The sequence below is a fragment of the Amycolatopsis pithecellobii genome (assembly GCF_009707865.1).
GTDB lineage: Bacteria > Actinomycetota > Actinomycetes > Mycobacteriales > Pseudonocardiaceae > Amycolatopsis_E > Amycolatopsis_E pithecellobii.
Genome location: NZ_WMBA01000059.1, coordinates 36,908 through 51,828, shown reverse-complemented (window position 1 = coordinate 51,828; position 14,921 = coordinate 36,908). Strand labels below are relative to the sequence as shown.

Sequence of the window (14,921 nt, the reverse complement as noted above, 5' to 3'; positions counted from 1 at the left end):
GGCCTGCTGATCCGGTGGTTCCCGCTCGGCCCGAGCCTGGGCGTGCGACTGCTGAGCAAGTGGTTCCCGGACGGCCGGAGTCTCGGCGGAGGGCCCCCGACCCCGCGGAGACCCGAAATGCGGCCCCCGGCCCAGCGGTCCAGACCCCTGGGGACCCGCGGGGACCGGTCACAGATCCACTGGCCCCCGATCCGGCCAAGTCACGACACCGGGTCCCGGGCGGGCCGGATCCGCGGCATGTGGCTCCGGACTCGGCAGTTCCCGGCCCGTTGCAGTCTCGGCACGTGGCTCCCGATCGGACCGCTCCGAGCCCGCTGGCGTCCGGACCTGGTGCTGCGCAGGCGATTCCCGGTGCGCCCGAGTCGAAGCGTCCGGTCCCCGAACCGCCGGAGTCGCGCCATTCCGCGCCGGTTCCGGAGTCGCAGCGCCCTTCGTCACGGCACGCGGCGTCTGAGTCGGCGGTGTCGCCACGCGCTCCCGAACGACTGTCAGGTCGGCGTGCTGGAGCGGACCAGCCGGAGCAACGCCCTGTGCTACCCGCAATTTCTCCTGGCGGCTCAACGGAAATCCCGCAACCCGGCCGCCCCGCGTCACCGCGCCGCAGTACGGAACCGCCCAACGGCGCGGATTTTCGTGCACCGGAGTCCCCGCGCGACGCGGCTTTTCCCGGCCGCGCGGCAGAATCCTCGCAGCCCGTGCCCTCCCGCCACAGCGCGGAAGAATCGCCTCGCAGCGGGAATTCCCCCAATGGCGCGGCAGAACCGCCGCCGCCGAGCAATCCACTCCCCCGTGGCGAGTCACGGCGCGGTGCCGATTTTCCCGGTGGCGCAGAGCCTTCGCAGTCAAGCAATGCTCTGCCCCGTCGCCCCGGCGCTGGTGAGTTGTCGCGCGGCGCGGCTTTTCCCGGCGGTGCGGAGGAACCTTCCCCATCAAGCCGCCCTTTGCGTCCTCGTCATACCGTGGCCGATTCGTCGCGGGGCGCCGATTTTCCCGGTAGCGGGGCGGAGCCTTCGCAGCCGAGTAATCCCGTGCCCCGCCGCCAAAGCGGTGCCGACTCCCCGCGCGGTGCGGAATTTGCGGCGGAGGCTTCGCCGCCGAGCCCGGCGGCGTTCCCTCGCCGTGGCGCGGGTGAATCCCCGCGCGGTGCGAATGCTGCCGGTGGCGCGGTAGCGACTCCGGGGCCGAGCCGCTCCGCGTTCCCTCGTCGTGGTGCGCCGGAAGTATCTCGCGGGGCAGATTCTTCCGCTGGCACGCCGGAGAGTCCTGATGCCGGCCAATCGTCTCCTCGCCGCTCCGCGGAACCGCTCCGCCCCGCGGAACCGCCCCGCGCTGCGGCGGTCCCTGCTGGCGCGCCGGAATCCTCGCAGCCGAGCCGCCCCGTGCCTCCTCGTCGTGGTGCTCCGGAGCCGCCTCCTGGTGGGGTCGATGCCCCGGGGACAGGCCATCTCGCAGCCCCTCGTCGGGGCCCAGAGCTGTCCCACGGTGTTGAGCCGTCCGGTGGCGCACCGGGCATCACGAAGTCCAGCCATCCCGCCCCTCGCCGGGGGCCGGAGTTGCCGCGTGTCGAGCCCTCCAGTGGCACGGCCGAGATTCCACAGTCGGGCCGTCCTGAGGGGCCGCGTCGTGGTGTGGCCGAGGGGCGGCAGGGGGCGGCCGCGCCCGAGCCGCTTGCTGCGCCGGAAAACTCGGAGCACCAGCCATCCCCTCCGCGTCCGGCGGCGGCTGAACCGAGACGGCCCGGAGCCGGCCGGCTCGCCGTGGAGCCACCCGCAGTCCGGCGGCTGGCTGGGGAAGCCGACGGCCGCCAGTCCGCGCCCGATCTGCCACTGCCCGAACCGCCCGTGCAGCCGGAAAAACCCCGTCCCGGCACGGAATCCGACGACGAGCAGGCCGTCAGACCCGGGGGGCTGTCGCGTCCCCGACGGGCGTTCCGGTCCCGTCCCGTCACGCCGGAGGACCGGCTGACGATGACCGACGAGATGGAGCCGATCGACGACAGCACCAAGGTGCGCCGCAAGATCGACAATACCCTCGCCCGGTTCTCGGCCGCGCACGACGAGCTCGCCGCCGAAGAGGCGAAACGTAAGCAGCGCCTCGAAAAACTCACCGCGCGCCCGGCGCAGCTCATCGAACAGACCCGCACCCGGCTCCAACGAGTCGTCACACCCGTGCGCGCCGAGTCCGGCGTCGACGACGAGCCCGCGCCGCAAACCCGCCTGCAGGAAAAGAAACAGCGGCACAACGAACGCACTGTCCGAATTGGACGGATCTCGGTCGTCGTGCTCGCCGTCCTGATTTTCATCGGCACCGGCTCCGCCTGGGGCATGAAGACCTGGTTCAACAGCAAGTTCACCCAGATCGCGGCGCTCGACGAGAACTCGGCCGACATCCAGGACGCCCCGGCGCAGCTCGGTGACGAGAACTTCCTCATCGCGGGCTCCGACACCCGCGCCGGCGCGACCGCGGAGGAGAACGTCGGCAGCGCGGACGACGTCGAGGGCGCCCGCTCCGACACGGTGATGCTGGCGCACATCCCGGCCGACCGGAAACGCGCCGTGGTCATCTCGTTCCCGCGTGACCTCGAAATCTCACGGCCCGACTGCGAGCGTTTCGACGCCGCGAAGAACGAGTACTCGAGCGAAGTCGTGCCCGCCGCGACCAAGGTCAAGCTCAACACCGCCTACGCGGTCGGCGGCCCGCGCTGCCTCACCAAATGGGTGCAACAGCTGAGCGGAATGCGGATCAACCACTTCGTCGGCATCGACTTCAGCGGGTTCAAGGACATGGTGGACGCCGTGCAGGGGGTGACCGTCCACGTCGACAAACCGATGAAGGACGGCGTGCTCGGCATGGTCGTCGCACAGACCGGGGACGTGACGATCTCGGGTGACCAGGCGCTCAGCTACGTCCGCGCCCGGCACGTGATCGGCGACCCGACCTCCGACTACGGCCGCATCAAACGTCAGCAGGAATTCATCGGCGCGCTGATGGCGAAGGTCATGTCGCACGGCGTGCTCACCAACCCCGGACAGCTTTCCGGCTTCGTGACCGCCTTCGCCAAGGCGACCTTCGGGGACAACATCGGCATCGACCAGATGCTCACGCTTGCCCAGTCGATGAAGGGACTCGACCCGTCCAAGGTCAACTTCATGACGGTGCCGACCACCGGCGAGTCCAACTCGCGCGGCAACGAGGTGCTGTTGCAGAGCAAGGCCAAAGCGGTCTTCCAGGCCCTCATCGACAACACGGCGTTACCGGGCACCACCCCCGGGCCGACGTCGCCGGATGCCCCCGTCGCCGCCACGTCGGCGAGCGGCAAACCCCAGCCTGACCAGTAGCATTCGTTAGACGGGGTTCATCGGCGGTTCATCCACCGATGCGGTCTTCGCCCAGCTCAGGCCGTAAAGTGTGGCCATGCGCGAGGCTTACCACGTCGAACTCGATCAGCTTGCCGACAACCTGGCCGCCATGTCGGTGCAAGTGGCGAACGCCATGGAGAAGGCGACGAAGGCACTGCTGGATGCCGATCTCGCTCTGGCCGAGCAGGTGATCGGCGGTGACGTCAAGATCGACGACGCACGAGCCGAGTGCGAGGAGCAGGCCTACGCTCTGCTGGCGCTTCAGGCACCTGTCGCCACCGACCTGCGGACCGTGCTCGCGGTCGTGCACGCGGCGGAGAGCCTTGAGCGGATGGGTGACCTGGCACTGCACGTGGCCAAGGCGGCGCGCCGCCGGCACCCCCAGCCAGCCCTCCCCGAGCCGGTCCAGCCGTACTTCGCGGAGATGGGCGAGGCGGTCGTGAAGCTGGCGCTGCGCACCGAAGAGGTCATCAAGTCCAAGGACGTCGACGCCGCCCGCTCCCTGGAAGCGGAGGACGACCGGGTCGACGAGATCCACCGCCACCTGTTCAGCGTCATCATGGCGAAAGACTGGGAGTTCGGCGTGCCGGCCGCGGTCGACGTGACGCTGCTGGGCCGCTTCTACGAGCGCTACGCCGACCACGCCGTGTCGGTCGCCAAGCGGATGGTCTTCGTCGCCACCGGCAAGATGCCCGGTTACGGCTCCGACGAGGACGTCTAAGGCTGGATTCGCTGGTGTAGCGCGGTCATCCGCCCGTCGAGATCGGCGGCGGTGGCCGCGGCCGCGCGGAGTTCGGCGGCGAAATCCTCCGGGGCTTCGCCGTCGTACTTGTAGAACAGCTTGTGTTCCACGGCGGCCCAGAAATCCATCGCGATCGTGCGCATCTGGATCTCGACCTTGACCTTCTCCACCCGGTCGGACAGGAACACCGGGATCCGCACGATCAGGTGCAGGCTGCGGTAGCCGTTGGGCTTCGGCGTGGCGATGTAGTCCTTGGTGCGGACGATCTCCACATCGTCCTGCTGCCCGAGCATCCGCGCGACCATGTACACGTCGGGCACGAACGGGCACACCACGCGGATCCCGGCGATGTCCTCGATGTGTTCGCGGATCGCTTCGATGCCCGGCTGAATACCCTTGCGCCGAAGCTTTTCCATGATCGCCTGCGGCTGCTTGACGCGGCTGGTGAGATGTTCGATCGGGTCGTGCTGGTGCGCGAAGTCGAACTCCTCCGACAGGATGCGCAGCTTCGTCATGAGCTCGTCGACCCCGAACTTGTAGACCATCAGCTCGCTGCGCAGTTCGCGCAGCAGGGCGGCCGGCGGCTGGTCCAGGTCGTCGAGGACGGTCACAACGCCAGGTTACTTGGCCGAGCGGGCGGCCCCGACCGATGCCGCCATGACGCAGCACACCGCGACCCACTGCAGCGGATGCAGCGCCTCGTGCAACACGATGAGGCCGGCGAGCGCGGCGACCGCCGGTTCCAGGCTCATCAGCACCCCGAACACGCGCGGCGGGATCTTGCGCAACGCCTCCAGTTCCAGCGAGTACGGGATCACCGAGGACAGCAGCGCGACCGCCAGCCCGACGAACAGCACCCACGGTGAGAGCAGGCCGGTGCCGGACTCGACGATGCCGGTGGGCATCGCGACCATCGCCGCCACGGCCATCGCGAGCGCCAGCCCGTTGCCCTCCGACGTGCGGCTGCCCAGCGCCGCGCCCAGCAGGATGTACGCGCCCCAGCAGACCGCGGCGCCGAGCGCGAAGAGCAGGCCGGCGACCGAGAGATCACCGCGGGTTTCGGCGAGCAGCACGACCCCGCCCGCCGCAAGCAGCGCCCACACCGCGTCCAGCAGGCGGCGGGACCCGGCGAGCGCGACGGTCAGCGGGCCGAGGAACTCGATGGTCACCGTGATGCCCTGCGGAATCCGGGCCAGGGCCTGGTAGAAGGAAAGGTTCATCAACCCGAGGACGACACCGTACGCGATGACCACGGGCCACGCCTGCCTGCCGAGCCGCAGCGCCGGACGCCAGATCAGGAGCAGGACCAGTGCGGCGAAGAACAAGCGCAGCGTGACCGTGCCCGCCGCGCCCGCAGTGGCGAACAGTTGCTTCGCCACCGCCGCACCCACCTGCACGCTGATGATCCCGAACAGGATCTGCAGCGGCGGCGGGACAGTCCCGAGCGCTCGCCCGGCCAAGCTCAGTGGGCGCGCCCGCGGCAGGCGGCCCCCCAGTTCGTCCACATGTACCGAAACCACGCCACGACCGTAGCCGCAGGGTCCGACAGTTTCGACCGCATTTCGCGCCCCTCACACGACGAAGGCACTGACACCGCGGTGCCAGTGCCTTCGTGGGATCCGCGGATCAGCCGAAGCGGCCCGAGATGTAGTCCTCGGTGGCCTTCTCGTTGGGGTTGGAGAAGATCTTCTCCGTGTCGTTGAGCTCCACCAGCCGGCCAGGCTGGCCGACACCGGCGAGGTTGAAGAACGCCGTCTGGTCCGACACCCGCGCCGCCTGCTGCATGTTGTGGGTGACGATGACGATCGTGAAGTCCTTTTTCAACTCACCGATCAGGTCCTCGATCGCGAGTGTCGAGATCGGATCCAGCGCCGAGCACGGCTCGTCCATCAGCAGCACGTCCGGCCGCACCGCGATCGCCCTCGCGATGCACAACCGCTGCTGCTGCCCACCGGAGAGGCCACCGCCCGGCTTGTTGAGCCGGTCCTTGACCTCGTTCCACAGGTTCGCCCCGCGCAGCGCCCGCTCGGCGATCTCGTCGAGCTCCTTCTTGTTCCCGCCGCCGGCCAGTTTCAGCCCGGCGACCACGTTGTCCCGGATGGACATCGTCGGGAACGGGTTCGGCCGCTGGAACACCATGCCGATCGTCCGCCGCACCTGGACCGGGTCCACATTGGACCCATAGATGTTCTCGCCGTCGAGCAGCACCTCGCCGTCGACCCTGGCGCCCGGGATGACCTCGTGCATGCGGTTCAGGGTGCGCAGCACGGTCGACTTGCCGCACCCCGACGGCCCGATGAACGCGGTGACGTTCCGCGGCGGCACCGACAGCGTCACGCTGTCCACCGCGTGGAACTTGCCGTAGTAGATGTCCAGATCCTTGACATCGATTCGCTTTGCCATAGCGGATCAGCTCACTTCTTCTTCGGGGCGACCATGCGGGAGACCAGCGTCGCGATGAGGTTGATCAGGGCGATGATGAGGATCAGCGTCAGCGCCGCACCCCAGATGCGGTCGAACCCGACGCTACCGGGCTCCATGGTGTTGGTCGCCCGCTCGTTGTTCATCAGCAACGGCAGTGCGGCCTGCTCGTGGTTGAACAGATCCCAGTTGACGTAAGCCGAGTAGCCGACCAGCACCAGCAGCGGAGCCGTCTCGCCCATGACCCGCGCGAGCGCCATCATGACGCCGGAGACGATGCCGGACAACGCCGTCGGCAGGACGACCTTCGTGATCGTCTTCCACTTCGGCACACCCAGCGCGTAGGAAGCCTCGCGCAGGTCGTCCGGGACGATCCGCAGCATCTCCTCCGCGGACCGCACGACCACCGGGATCATCAGCAGCACCAGCGCCAGCGACACGGCGAAACCGCTGCGGGGCAAGCCGAACGTGGTGATCCACAGCGCGTAGATGAACAGCGCGGCCACGATGGACGGCACCCCGGACAGGATGTCGACCATGAACGTGGTGATCCTCGCCAGCCGCGTACCACGCCCGTACTCGACGAGGTAGATCGCGACCATCAGGCCCAGCGGGACCGCGATGACCGCGCAGACCAGGCCCTGTTCGAGGGTGCCGATGATGGCGTGCAGGACGCCGCCGCCGACCTCGTCGGACAGCACCGAACCGAAGTCTTGGGACCACCAGTTCGTGTAAGGGATCCGCTTGATGCCGTTCGCGATCACCGTGTACAGCACCCACACCAGCGGGACCACGGCGATCAGGAACGACAGCCACACCAGCACCGTGGCAGCACCGTTCTTGACCTTGCGACCGAGGCTGATCTGCTGGAATGCCGGCGAGAGCGCCGGGCGCTCGGTGTCGGAGAGCGTGCTCGTCATGTCAGTCACCCTTCCGGTCACCGATGATGGCCCGCGCGGCGAAGTTCACCGCGAAGGTCAGCACGAACAGCACCAGACCGGACGCGATGTACGCCCCGGCCGAGGTGGGGTTGTTGAACTCGCTGGCGTTCGTCGCGATCTGCGAGGCGAACGTCGCGCCACCGTCGAAGATGCTGAAATCGAACAGCTTGCCGCGCGGGATGAACAGGATGACCGCGAGCGCGATCGTCTCCCCGAGCGCGCGGCCCAGCCCCAGCATCGACGCACCGATGTAGCCCGCCCTGCCGAACGGCAGCACCGTGGTGCGGATGACTTCCCAGCGCGTCGCGCCGAGCGCCAGTGCGCCCTCGATGTGCGTCGTCGGCGTGCGTTCGAACACCTCACGTGAGAGCGACGTGATGATCGGCAGGAGCATCACCGCGAGCACGACGCCCGCGGTGAAGATCGTGCCCGCGAAGTTCGGGAACACGTTGCCCTGCGCGAAAATCGGGATGAAGCCGAGCGTGCTGTTGAGCCACTCCGAAACCTTCGACAGCTCCGGGGCCAGCACGAGGATGCCCCACAGACCGAAGATGATCGACGGCACCGCGGCGAGCAGATCGATGATGTAGGCGAACGGCCGGGCGAGCCGGCGCGGCGCGTACTGGGTGAGGAACAGTGCGATGCCCAGTGAGATCGGCATCGCGATGATCAAGGCCACAAGCGAGGTGGACACCGTCACCAGCAACAGGTCCAGAATGCCGAAGCGCAGGTGGGTCGGGTCGCTGGTCTCCCAGATCCGCGCGGTGAGGAAGTTGACGTTGTCGGCTCTGAGCGCGGGGATCGCCTGGATGACCAGGAACAGCCCGATGAGGCCGATGAGCGCGACGACGATGACACCGGCGCCGACGCTCAGGTTCTTGAAGATGCGGTCGCCTGGCCGGACTTTTGTCCGGGTCTGGGTCACTGGTTGCGCCGAAATCGTGGCCTCCGGGGGGTGCGGGACGACGACGGAAGCCCACCGGGGTTCCCGGTGGGCTTCCGCATCGAGGTTGGCTCGTTCATCAGAGGTGGCTGGTCCAACCCAATTCGAGGTCGTACTACGAGATGGCGTTGATCGAGGTCAGCACCTTGTCCTGCAGGCTCTGCGGCAGCGGCACGAAGCCCTTGTCCGCGATCGGCTGCTGGGCGGTGGTGGCCGAGACCGTCAGGAACGCCTTGACCGCCTTGGCGGTGTCGGCGTCGTAACCCTTCGAGCACGCGAGCTCGTAGGTCGCCAGGAGCAGCGGGTACGCGCCCGGGGTGTTGGCGGCGTAGATCTTGTCCAGGTCCATCGCCAGGTCGTTGCTGCCCGGGGTCTTGAACACGGCGGCGTCGAGCGCCTTGCCGACGTTCTGCGGGGTCAGCTCTACCGCGCCCGAACCGCTGTCGAGCTTGGCGGCGGTCAGACCGTCCTTGACGTAGGAGGACTCGACGTAGCCGATCGCACCGTCGGCCGCACGGATGCCCGAGGCGACACCGTTCGAACCGGACGCGCCGTTACCCACACCGCCCTTGAAGCCCTTGCCGGTGCCCTGGGTCCACGCGCCCTTGGAGGCGGCGGCCAGGTAGTGCTGGAAGTTGTCGGTGGTACCCGACTCGTCCGACCGCGAGAACACCTGGATCGGCTTGCTGGGCAGGGTGACGCCCGGGTTGACCGCGGCGATCGCCGGGTCGTTCCAGGTCTTGATCTGGCCGTTGAAGATCTTCGCCGCGGTCTCGCCGTTCAGGGTGAGCGAGGAGACGCCGTCCAGCTTGTAGGCGACGGCGATCGGGCCGACGACCATCGGGAGGTTCCACGCCGGGTTGCCGCCGCAGCGGGCCTTCGCGGCGTCCACGTCCGCGCCGGACAGCGGCGAATCCGAGCCACCGAAGTCGACCTGCTTGGCGTTGAACTGCTTGACGCCGGCGCCGGAGCCCGTCGCGTTGTAGTTCACGACCTGGCCGGCGCACGCCTTGGCGTACTGCTGTGCGAAGACGTCCACCGCGGTCTTCTGCGCGGTCGAACCCTCACCGGACAGCGGGGTCTTGCCCCCGCACACCACGTTGGCGGTGCCGGTCGCCGCGGCGGCCGCGCCGGAGCTCGGAGCACCACTTTTCGTCGAAGCGGGGTCCGAACCGCAGGCGGCAAGAATGAGCGCCGCACTCGCCACGATGCCGACGGCACCCATCGGCCGCATGATCTTCACTGTCATGTCCTCCAGCTGTCTGAGCATGTCGGAATCGGACACTAGGCAGACAGGGTGGCCGGGTGGCCGTCATCAGGTGAACGCGGGGTGAACATGGCGGCTGTAAGAGGGTGGCGGGCACCACTCCACATGTCGCCGTGTCCTGCCCGTGACCTGCGAGTTTGCGATCTGTGACAGGGGATTGGCGACCTGTTGACGCGGCGTCCGGCTGTTTACGCTGCGTATTGGACGTCGACCGCGTATCGAGTGAATCCGAGGCGCGAATAGACGGCGAGTGCTGGTGCGTTGTCACTTTCGACGTAGAGGATCACTTGCCGCAGGCCGCGCTCACGCAGGTGGCGCAGTCCGGCCAGCGTCAGTGCCCTGCCGAGCCCGCCGCCATGCGCCGCCGGGTCGACACCGACGACATACACCTCGCCGACGGGCTCGCCGCCGAACGAGTCCGGGTCCGCCGGGTGCACCTTCGTCCAGTGGAAGCCGATGACCCGGCCATCGGCTGTGTCCGTGCCTCCGGCGCCGGCGGGCGCGCAGGCGAGGAAGAACCCGGCGGGGTCGAACCAGTCCTCGTTCTCGGTGGCGCGCAGCTCTTCGAGGGTCAGCGAACCCTGCTCGGGATGCCACTCGAAGGCGCGCGCGTTGACATCGATGACCTCCTGCTCATCCTGTCCCGTGACGAACGTGCGCAGCGAAACCCCTTGCGGCAGCGTGGGTTCCGGCCAGTCCGCGCCCTCGACGTAGACGTGCATGATGAGCAGTTCGCGGACTCGGGCGAGGCCCTCGCGCTCGGCGATGCGGGCGGCCGCGGGGTGGTCACCATGCGACCAGATACGCAGCTTCCGGTCCGCCTTCGCGATCAGCGTGCGCGTCAGTTCGGTGCCGAAACCCCGGCGCCGGTGGCCGGGATCCACGATCAACTCGGCCACCTGTCTGCCGAACGAATCCCCCGTCGTGTCCAGCTGGGCGTAGCCGACGAGCTGCCCGTCGGCTCGGCCCAGCAGGTGAAGACCGTCGCCGAAGGGCAGCGGCCCGCCTTCGCTCACTTCGGGACGTCCGTCCACAGCTCGCGCGGCGAGCAACAGCGCGCGAACCTCGCGCGAGGCGGCTTCGTCCAGCCGTTCAACCCACACCGTTTCCAGCACGGGTTCGAAACTACGGCGTGGACAGCTCGCTCGGCAGCTCGGCATCGAACGACAGCGACGTGACGCCGGGCTTCGGGCCGCCCTTCGCGGGCCGCTCGAACTTGTAGCCGACGTTGCGCACGGTGCCGATCATCTGCTCGTGCTCGGGGCCGAGCTTGGCGCGCAACCGCCGGACGTGCACATCCACGGTGCGGGTGCCGCCGAAGAAGTCGTAACCCCAGACCTCCTGCAGCAGCTGGGCGCGGGTGAACACCCGGCCTGCGTGCTGGGCGAGGTACTTGAGCAGCTCGAACTCCTTGTAGGTCAGCTCGAGGGTGCGGCGGCGCAGCCGGGCGGTGTACGTCGCCTCGTCGATCACCAGCTCGCCGACCCGCAGCTCGGCGTCGACCTGCGCCGACCCCCCGTCGCGGGTGGTGGCCAGCCGCAGCCGGGCGTCCACCTCGGCCGGGCCCGCGGTGGGCAGCAGGATGTCGTCGGTGCGCCATTCGGCGCTGACCGCGACCAGCCCGCCCTCGCCGACAACGGCGATGATCGGCGTGCTCGCCTCGTCCTCACCGGCACCCTTGAGCAGTCGGCACAGGCTCTTCGCGGACGCGAGGTCCGCGCGGGCGTCGAGCAGGATCACATCGCGGTGGCCCGCGTCGAGGAGCGCGGTAACCTCGGGGGCGCGCACGCGTACGGTGTGGGGCAGCAAGTCCAGCGCGGGCAGAACCGCTGTGGCTTCCGCCTCGGGAGTGAGTACGAGCAGGTCCAAGCTCATCGCTACACCGCCTTCTTGATCGTAGCCTCGAGCCCCTGGCTGTGATTTCCGTAAAGAGTAGCCGGGGAATCTGCGAAACACCTCCCCTCTGCCGTGCTCGTCACACTGACGTCACACTGGGGACGCATATCGTTCAGCCCTCGCGAGCGGCTTGCCGACAGATCGGATACGAACAGTGAGCAGACCTGTGACCCAGGACCGCCCCGTCGCCCCTGGCCGCGCCGGCCGCCGGACCCGGCGCATCCTGATCAGCCTGCTGGTGCTGGTCGCCTTGCTGGTCGGGGCCGATTTCGGACTTGCCGCGTTCGCCGAGCACACGGTGTCACAGAAGGCGCGCGAGCAGCTGCGGCTCACCGCCGACCCGTCGGTCACGATCCACGGGTTCCCGTTCACGACGCAGGCGATCGGCGGTGACTACCACCACATCTCGCTGTCCGCGTCCGGGGTGCCGATCCAGGACCTCAGGGACGTCGCCGTCAACGCCGAGCTGAACGACGTGAGCGCCCCGCTGTCGGACCTCGTCAACGGCAACACCAGCGCCATCAAGATCGGCACCCTCGAAGCCCAGGTCACCATCAAGGCCAGCGATATTGCGAAGGTTTCGCCGCTGACCAACATCCAGGACCTGCGGATCGAACCGTCGAGCATCGAGTACGTGCAGACCGGGCAGGACGCCGGCAGCTCCGACGGTCAGAAACAGGACCAGCAGAACGAGGACAAGTCGAAGGCGGGCATCCGCATCTCCGGTGACGTCAAGATCGCCGGTCAGCAGTTCGAGATCTTCTGCTTCGCGATGATCGAACTGCACGGAAAGTCGATCGACATCGTGCCCCAGCGGCTGCAGTACGGGAATGACAAGGAAACCACCGTTGTTCCCCAGTCTGTGCAGAAGGCACTGTTGCCGAACTTCAAGGCGTCCATCAACACCGGCAACCTGCCGTTCGAGGTCACCCCGACCGCGGTGCAGGTGAACAGTGGTTCGGTGACGATCAAGGGCAAGGCGCAGAACGTCACGTTCAGCGGGGCCGCTGCGGGAAGGTGAGTTGATGGTCGGCATCTGGGTGGTACTCGGGGTGCTGCTGATCGGTGGCATCGCCGGTGTGGTGCTGCGGGCACGCAACGGTCGGATCCGTGCGGCGAAGCCCGTCGAGCGGGAGCTGCCCGCGCCCGTCGCGGCGGCGCTCGACTCTGACGCCGCGGTCACTCTCGTGCAGATCTCGACCACATTCTGCGCGCCCTGCCGGCACACGAAGGCGATCCTCGAACCGCTCGCCGAACGCACCGAGGGGCTGCGGCATGTCGAACTCGACGTCACCAACCAGCCGGAGGTGGCGCAGGCGCTCGGCGTGCTGACGACTCCCACCACGCTCGCCTTCTCAGGTGATGGGACGGAATTACTGCGGATCGGTGGTGTCCCGAAGGGCCCAGCGGTGCTGGAAGCCCTTGACGAGCACCTTTCCGGGGCGTCAAGTCGTCCCACTAGCTGAACGAGGTTCCCACAAAGAGGGAGCGCTGGGTACGCTGACCGGCGTGAGCACCACACTGCTGACTCAACGACGCGCGGTTGACCTGTGCCGCGTGCGCAGCAGCCTGTGTCAGTCCTGACGAGCTTTCCTCAGCTCGTATCCCCGGTTTTGTAGTCGTTCCCGCGCGCCCGTGCGCGCCTGTCCGGGAGGTCTGGATGTCAGCAGGACCCGCCATCGATCCGCGTGGACCGCGGTTCGCGGCCCTCATCACCACGGTCGTGCTGGTGATCGTGCTGGTCACCGGCTGGTGGCCGCTGCTTGCCGCGCAAACCGTGGTGTTCGCGATCGGCGCGTTCATCGGGCTCAAGCCCGCGCCGTACTCGGTGCTCTACCGGCAGCTGGTTGCGCCACGGCTGGGCCCGACCAGCGAGCGTGAGGACGCTGCGCCGGTGCGGTTCTCCCAGGCCGTCGGGTTCGTGTTCGGACTCGTCGGCACCATCGGCTACGCGACCGGCCTCACCCCGCTCGGCATCGTCGCGACCGCGTTCGCGCTGTTCGCCGCGTTCCTCAACGCCGCGTTCAACTTCTGCCTCGGCTGCCAGATGTACCTGCTGATCCGCCGGTTCGTTCCGGTCGCGGGCCAAGCGTCCTAGAAGTCCACCATCAAGAAAGAAAGAGAGTGCCGCTCAAATGAGCCGTGAAGACGTCCTGGTCACAACGCAGTGGGCCGAGGAGAACCTGGACACCCCTGGCGTGGTCTTCGCCGAGGTGGACGAGGACACGACCGCGTACGACGGCGGCCACATCCGCGGTGCCGTGAAGATCGACTGGAAGAACGAACTGCAGGACCCGGTCCGTCGTGACTTCGTGGACCGCGCCGGTTTCGAGGCCCTTCTGTCCGAAAAGGGCATCTCGAACGACGACCTGGTGGTCCTGTACGGCGGCAACAACAACTGGTTCGCCGCGTACGCCTACTGGTACTTCAAGCTCTACGGCCACGACAAGGTCAAGCTACTCGACGGTGGCCGCAAGAAGTGGGAGCTCGACGGCCGCGCCCTGACCACCGACGAGGTCAAGCGCGAGCGCACCAGCTACGCCGCCAAGGAGCCCGACACCTCGATCCGCGCCTTCCGTGACGAGGTCGTCGACGCGATCGGCACCAAGAACCTGGTCGACGTCCGCTCGCCTGACGAGTTCTCCGGCAAGCTGCTCGCGCCGGCGCACCTGCCGCAGGAGTCGGCGCAGCGCGGTGGGCACATCCCGAGCGCGCTGAACGTCCCGTGGGCCAAGACCGCCAACGAGGACGGCACCTTCAAGACCTCCGAGGAACTGAAGGAGCTGTACGGCGAAGCCGGTCTCGACACCGGCAAGGCGACCATCGCCTACTGCCGGATCGGCGAGCGTTCCAGCCACACCTGGTTCGCTCTGCACGAGCTCATCGGGCTCGAAGACGTGAAGAACTACGACGGATCATGGACCGAGTACGGCTCGCTCGTGGGCGTGCCGATCGAGACGGGAGCTGCCAAGTGAGTGCTGACGGTTGCGGCGCGCCGACCCAGACGGCGACGCCGGCGGATATCGACACGCAGGGCCAGGTCGTGGTGGCCGGCAAGGTGAGCGGGAACGGCGGGCCGCTCGGCGGCGCGTACGTGCGTCTGCTCAACGGTGACGGCGACTTCGCGGGCGAGGTCCAGGCCTCGCCCGACGGCGACTTCCGGTTCTACGCCGCGCCGGGCGCGTGGACGGTACGCGCGCTGCACCGCAGTGGCAACGGCGAGGCCTCCGTCACGGCGGAAGGTCCCGGCCTGCACCAGGTGGCCATTTCGGTCGCCTGAGTGGCTGCTTGACGAGGCCGTCTCCCGGATTCGGGAGGCGGCCTCGTCACGTGTCGAGGCCCACCCGAATCG

The 14,921-nt window shown here is 68.1% G+C and carries 15 protein-coding genes; 7 read left to right on the top strand and 8 right to left on the bottom strand.

Going from position 1 to position 14,921, the window contains the following annotated elements; genetic code table 11:
* Positions 1-1,967: 1,967 nt before the first annotated feature.
* Positions 1,968-3,338 (top strand): LCP family protein, encoded by a 1,371-nt coding sequence (locus tag GKO32_RS29550; RefSeq protein ID WP_154760198.1) that lies wholly within the window; start codon positions 1,968-1,970, stop codon positions 3,336-3,338.
* 76 nt (positions 3,339-3,414) lie between these two features.
* Complete coding sequence (gene phoU / locus GKO32_RS29545; RefSeq protein WP_154760179.1) at positions 3,415-4,080, top strand: phosphate signaling complex protein PhoU; 666 nt, start codon at positions 3,415-3,417, stop codon at positions 4,078-4,080.
* Here the strand turns inward: phoU and GKO32_RS29540 are convergent.
* The 8 genes from GKO32_RS29540 to GKO32_RS29505 all read right to left on the bottom strand — a co-directional run bounded on the left by GKO32_RS29540 (position 4,077) and on the right by GKO32_RS29505 (position 11,548).
* Complete coding sequence (locus GKO32_RS29540; RefSeq protein WP_312868749.1) at positions 4,077-4,712, bottom strand: GTP pyrophosphokinase; 636 nt, start codon at positions 4,710-4,712, stop codon at positions 4,077-4,079. The genes phoU and GKO32_RS29540 overlap by 4 nt on opposite strands.
* A gap of 9 nt (positions 4,713-4,721) precedes the next feature.
* Complete coding sequence (locus tag GKO32_RS29535) at positions 4,722-5,621, bottom strand: EamA family transporter (RefSeq protein WP_376766009.1); 900 nt, start codon at positions 5,619-5,621, stop codon at positions 4,722-4,724.
* Positions 5,622-5,727: 106 nt separating this feature from the next.
* Positions 5,728-6,504, bottom strand: a complete 777-nt coding sequence (gene pstB, locus GKO32_RS29530) for a phosphate ABC transporter ATP-binding protein PstB (RefSeq protein WP_154760178.1) — start codon at positions 6,502-6,504, stop codon at positions 5,728-5,730.
* An 11-nt stretch (positions 6,505-6,515) separates the two neighbouring features.
* The gene (pstA, locus tag GKO32_RS29525; protein WP_154760177.1) at positions 6,516-7,442 is read right to left on the bottom strand and encodes a phosphate ABC transporter permease PstA; all 927 of its coding nucleotides are present in this window, start codon (positions 7,440-7,442) and stop codon (positions 6,516-6,518) included.
* A 1-nt stretch (position 7,443) separates the two neighbouring features.
* A complete protein-coding gene (gene pstC / locus GKO32_RS29520) occupies positions 7,444-8,388 on the bottom strand; it encodes a phosphate ABC transporter permease subunit PstC (RefSeq protein WP_312868748.1) in 945 nt (314 codons plus the stop codon).
* Positions 8,389-8,521: 133 nt separating this feature from the next.
* On the bottom strand, positions 8,522-9,649 hold the full coding sequence (gene pstS / locus GKO32_RS29515; protein WP_312868754.1) for a phosphate ABC transporter substrate-binding protein PstS: 1,128 nt from the start codon (positions 9,647-9,649) through the stop codon (positions 8,522-8,524).
* Positions 9,650-9,861: 212 nt separating this feature from the next.
* Entirely contained in the window at positions 9,862-10,833 is a 972-nt protein-coding gene (gene mshD, locus GKO32_RS29510; RefSeq protein ID WP_154760176.1) for a mycothiol synthase, read from the bottom strand.
* Positions 10,799-11,548, bottom strand: coding sequence for a winged helix-turn-helix transcriptional regulator (locus GKO32_RS29505; RefSeq protein WP_154760175.1), 750 nt, complete (start codon positions 11,546-11,548; stop codon positions 10,799-10,801). Before GKO32_RS29505 ends, mshD begins: the two co-directional genes overlap by 35 nt.
* Positions 11,549-11,723: 175 nt before the next feature.
* Here GKO32_RS29505 and GKO32_RS29500 point away from each other — a divergent pair, with 175 nt between their 5' ends.
* From GKO32_RS29500 to GKO32_RS29480, 5 genes are all read left to right on the top strand, one after another.
* Positions 11,724-12,590, top strand: a complete 867-nt coding sequence (locus GKO32_RS29500) for an LmeA family phospholipid-binding protein (RefSeq protein WP_312868745.1) — start codon at positions 11,724-11,726, stop codon at positions 12,588-12,590.
* Between the two features lie 4 nt (positions 12,591-12,594).
* Positions 12,595-13,035 carry a thioredoxin family protein gene (locus GKO32_RS29495; RefSeq protein ID WP_154760174.1) on the top strand — a complete coding sequence of 147 codons (441 nt, stop codon included), beginning with the start codon at positions 12,595-12,597 and terminating at the stop codon, positions 13,033-13,035.
* Positions 13,036-13,229: 194 nt separating this feature from the next.
* On the top strand, positions 13,230-13,667 hold the full coding sequence (locus tag GKO32_RS29490; RefSeq protein WP_154760173.1) for a DUF4395 domain-containing protein: 438 nt from the start codon (positions 13,230-13,232) through the stop codon (positions 13,665-13,667).
* 37 nt (positions 13,668-13,704) lie between these two features.
* The gene (locus GKO32_RS29485; protein WP_154760172.1) at positions 13,705-14,544 is read left to right on the top strand and encodes a sulfurtransferase; all 840 of its coding nucleotides are present in this window, start codon (positions 13,705-13,707) and stop codon (positions 14,542-14,544) included.
* Positions 14,541-14,849: a DUF1416 domain-containing protein gene (locus tag GKO32_RS29480; protein WP_312868744.1), complete on the top strand. Its 309-nt coding sequence runs from the start codon at positions 14,541-14,543 to the stop codon at positions 14,847-14,849. Before GKO32_RS29485 ends, GKO32_RS29480 begins: the two co-directional genes overlap by 4 nt.
* The last annotated feature ends 72 nt before the right edge of the window (positions 14,850-14,921 follow it).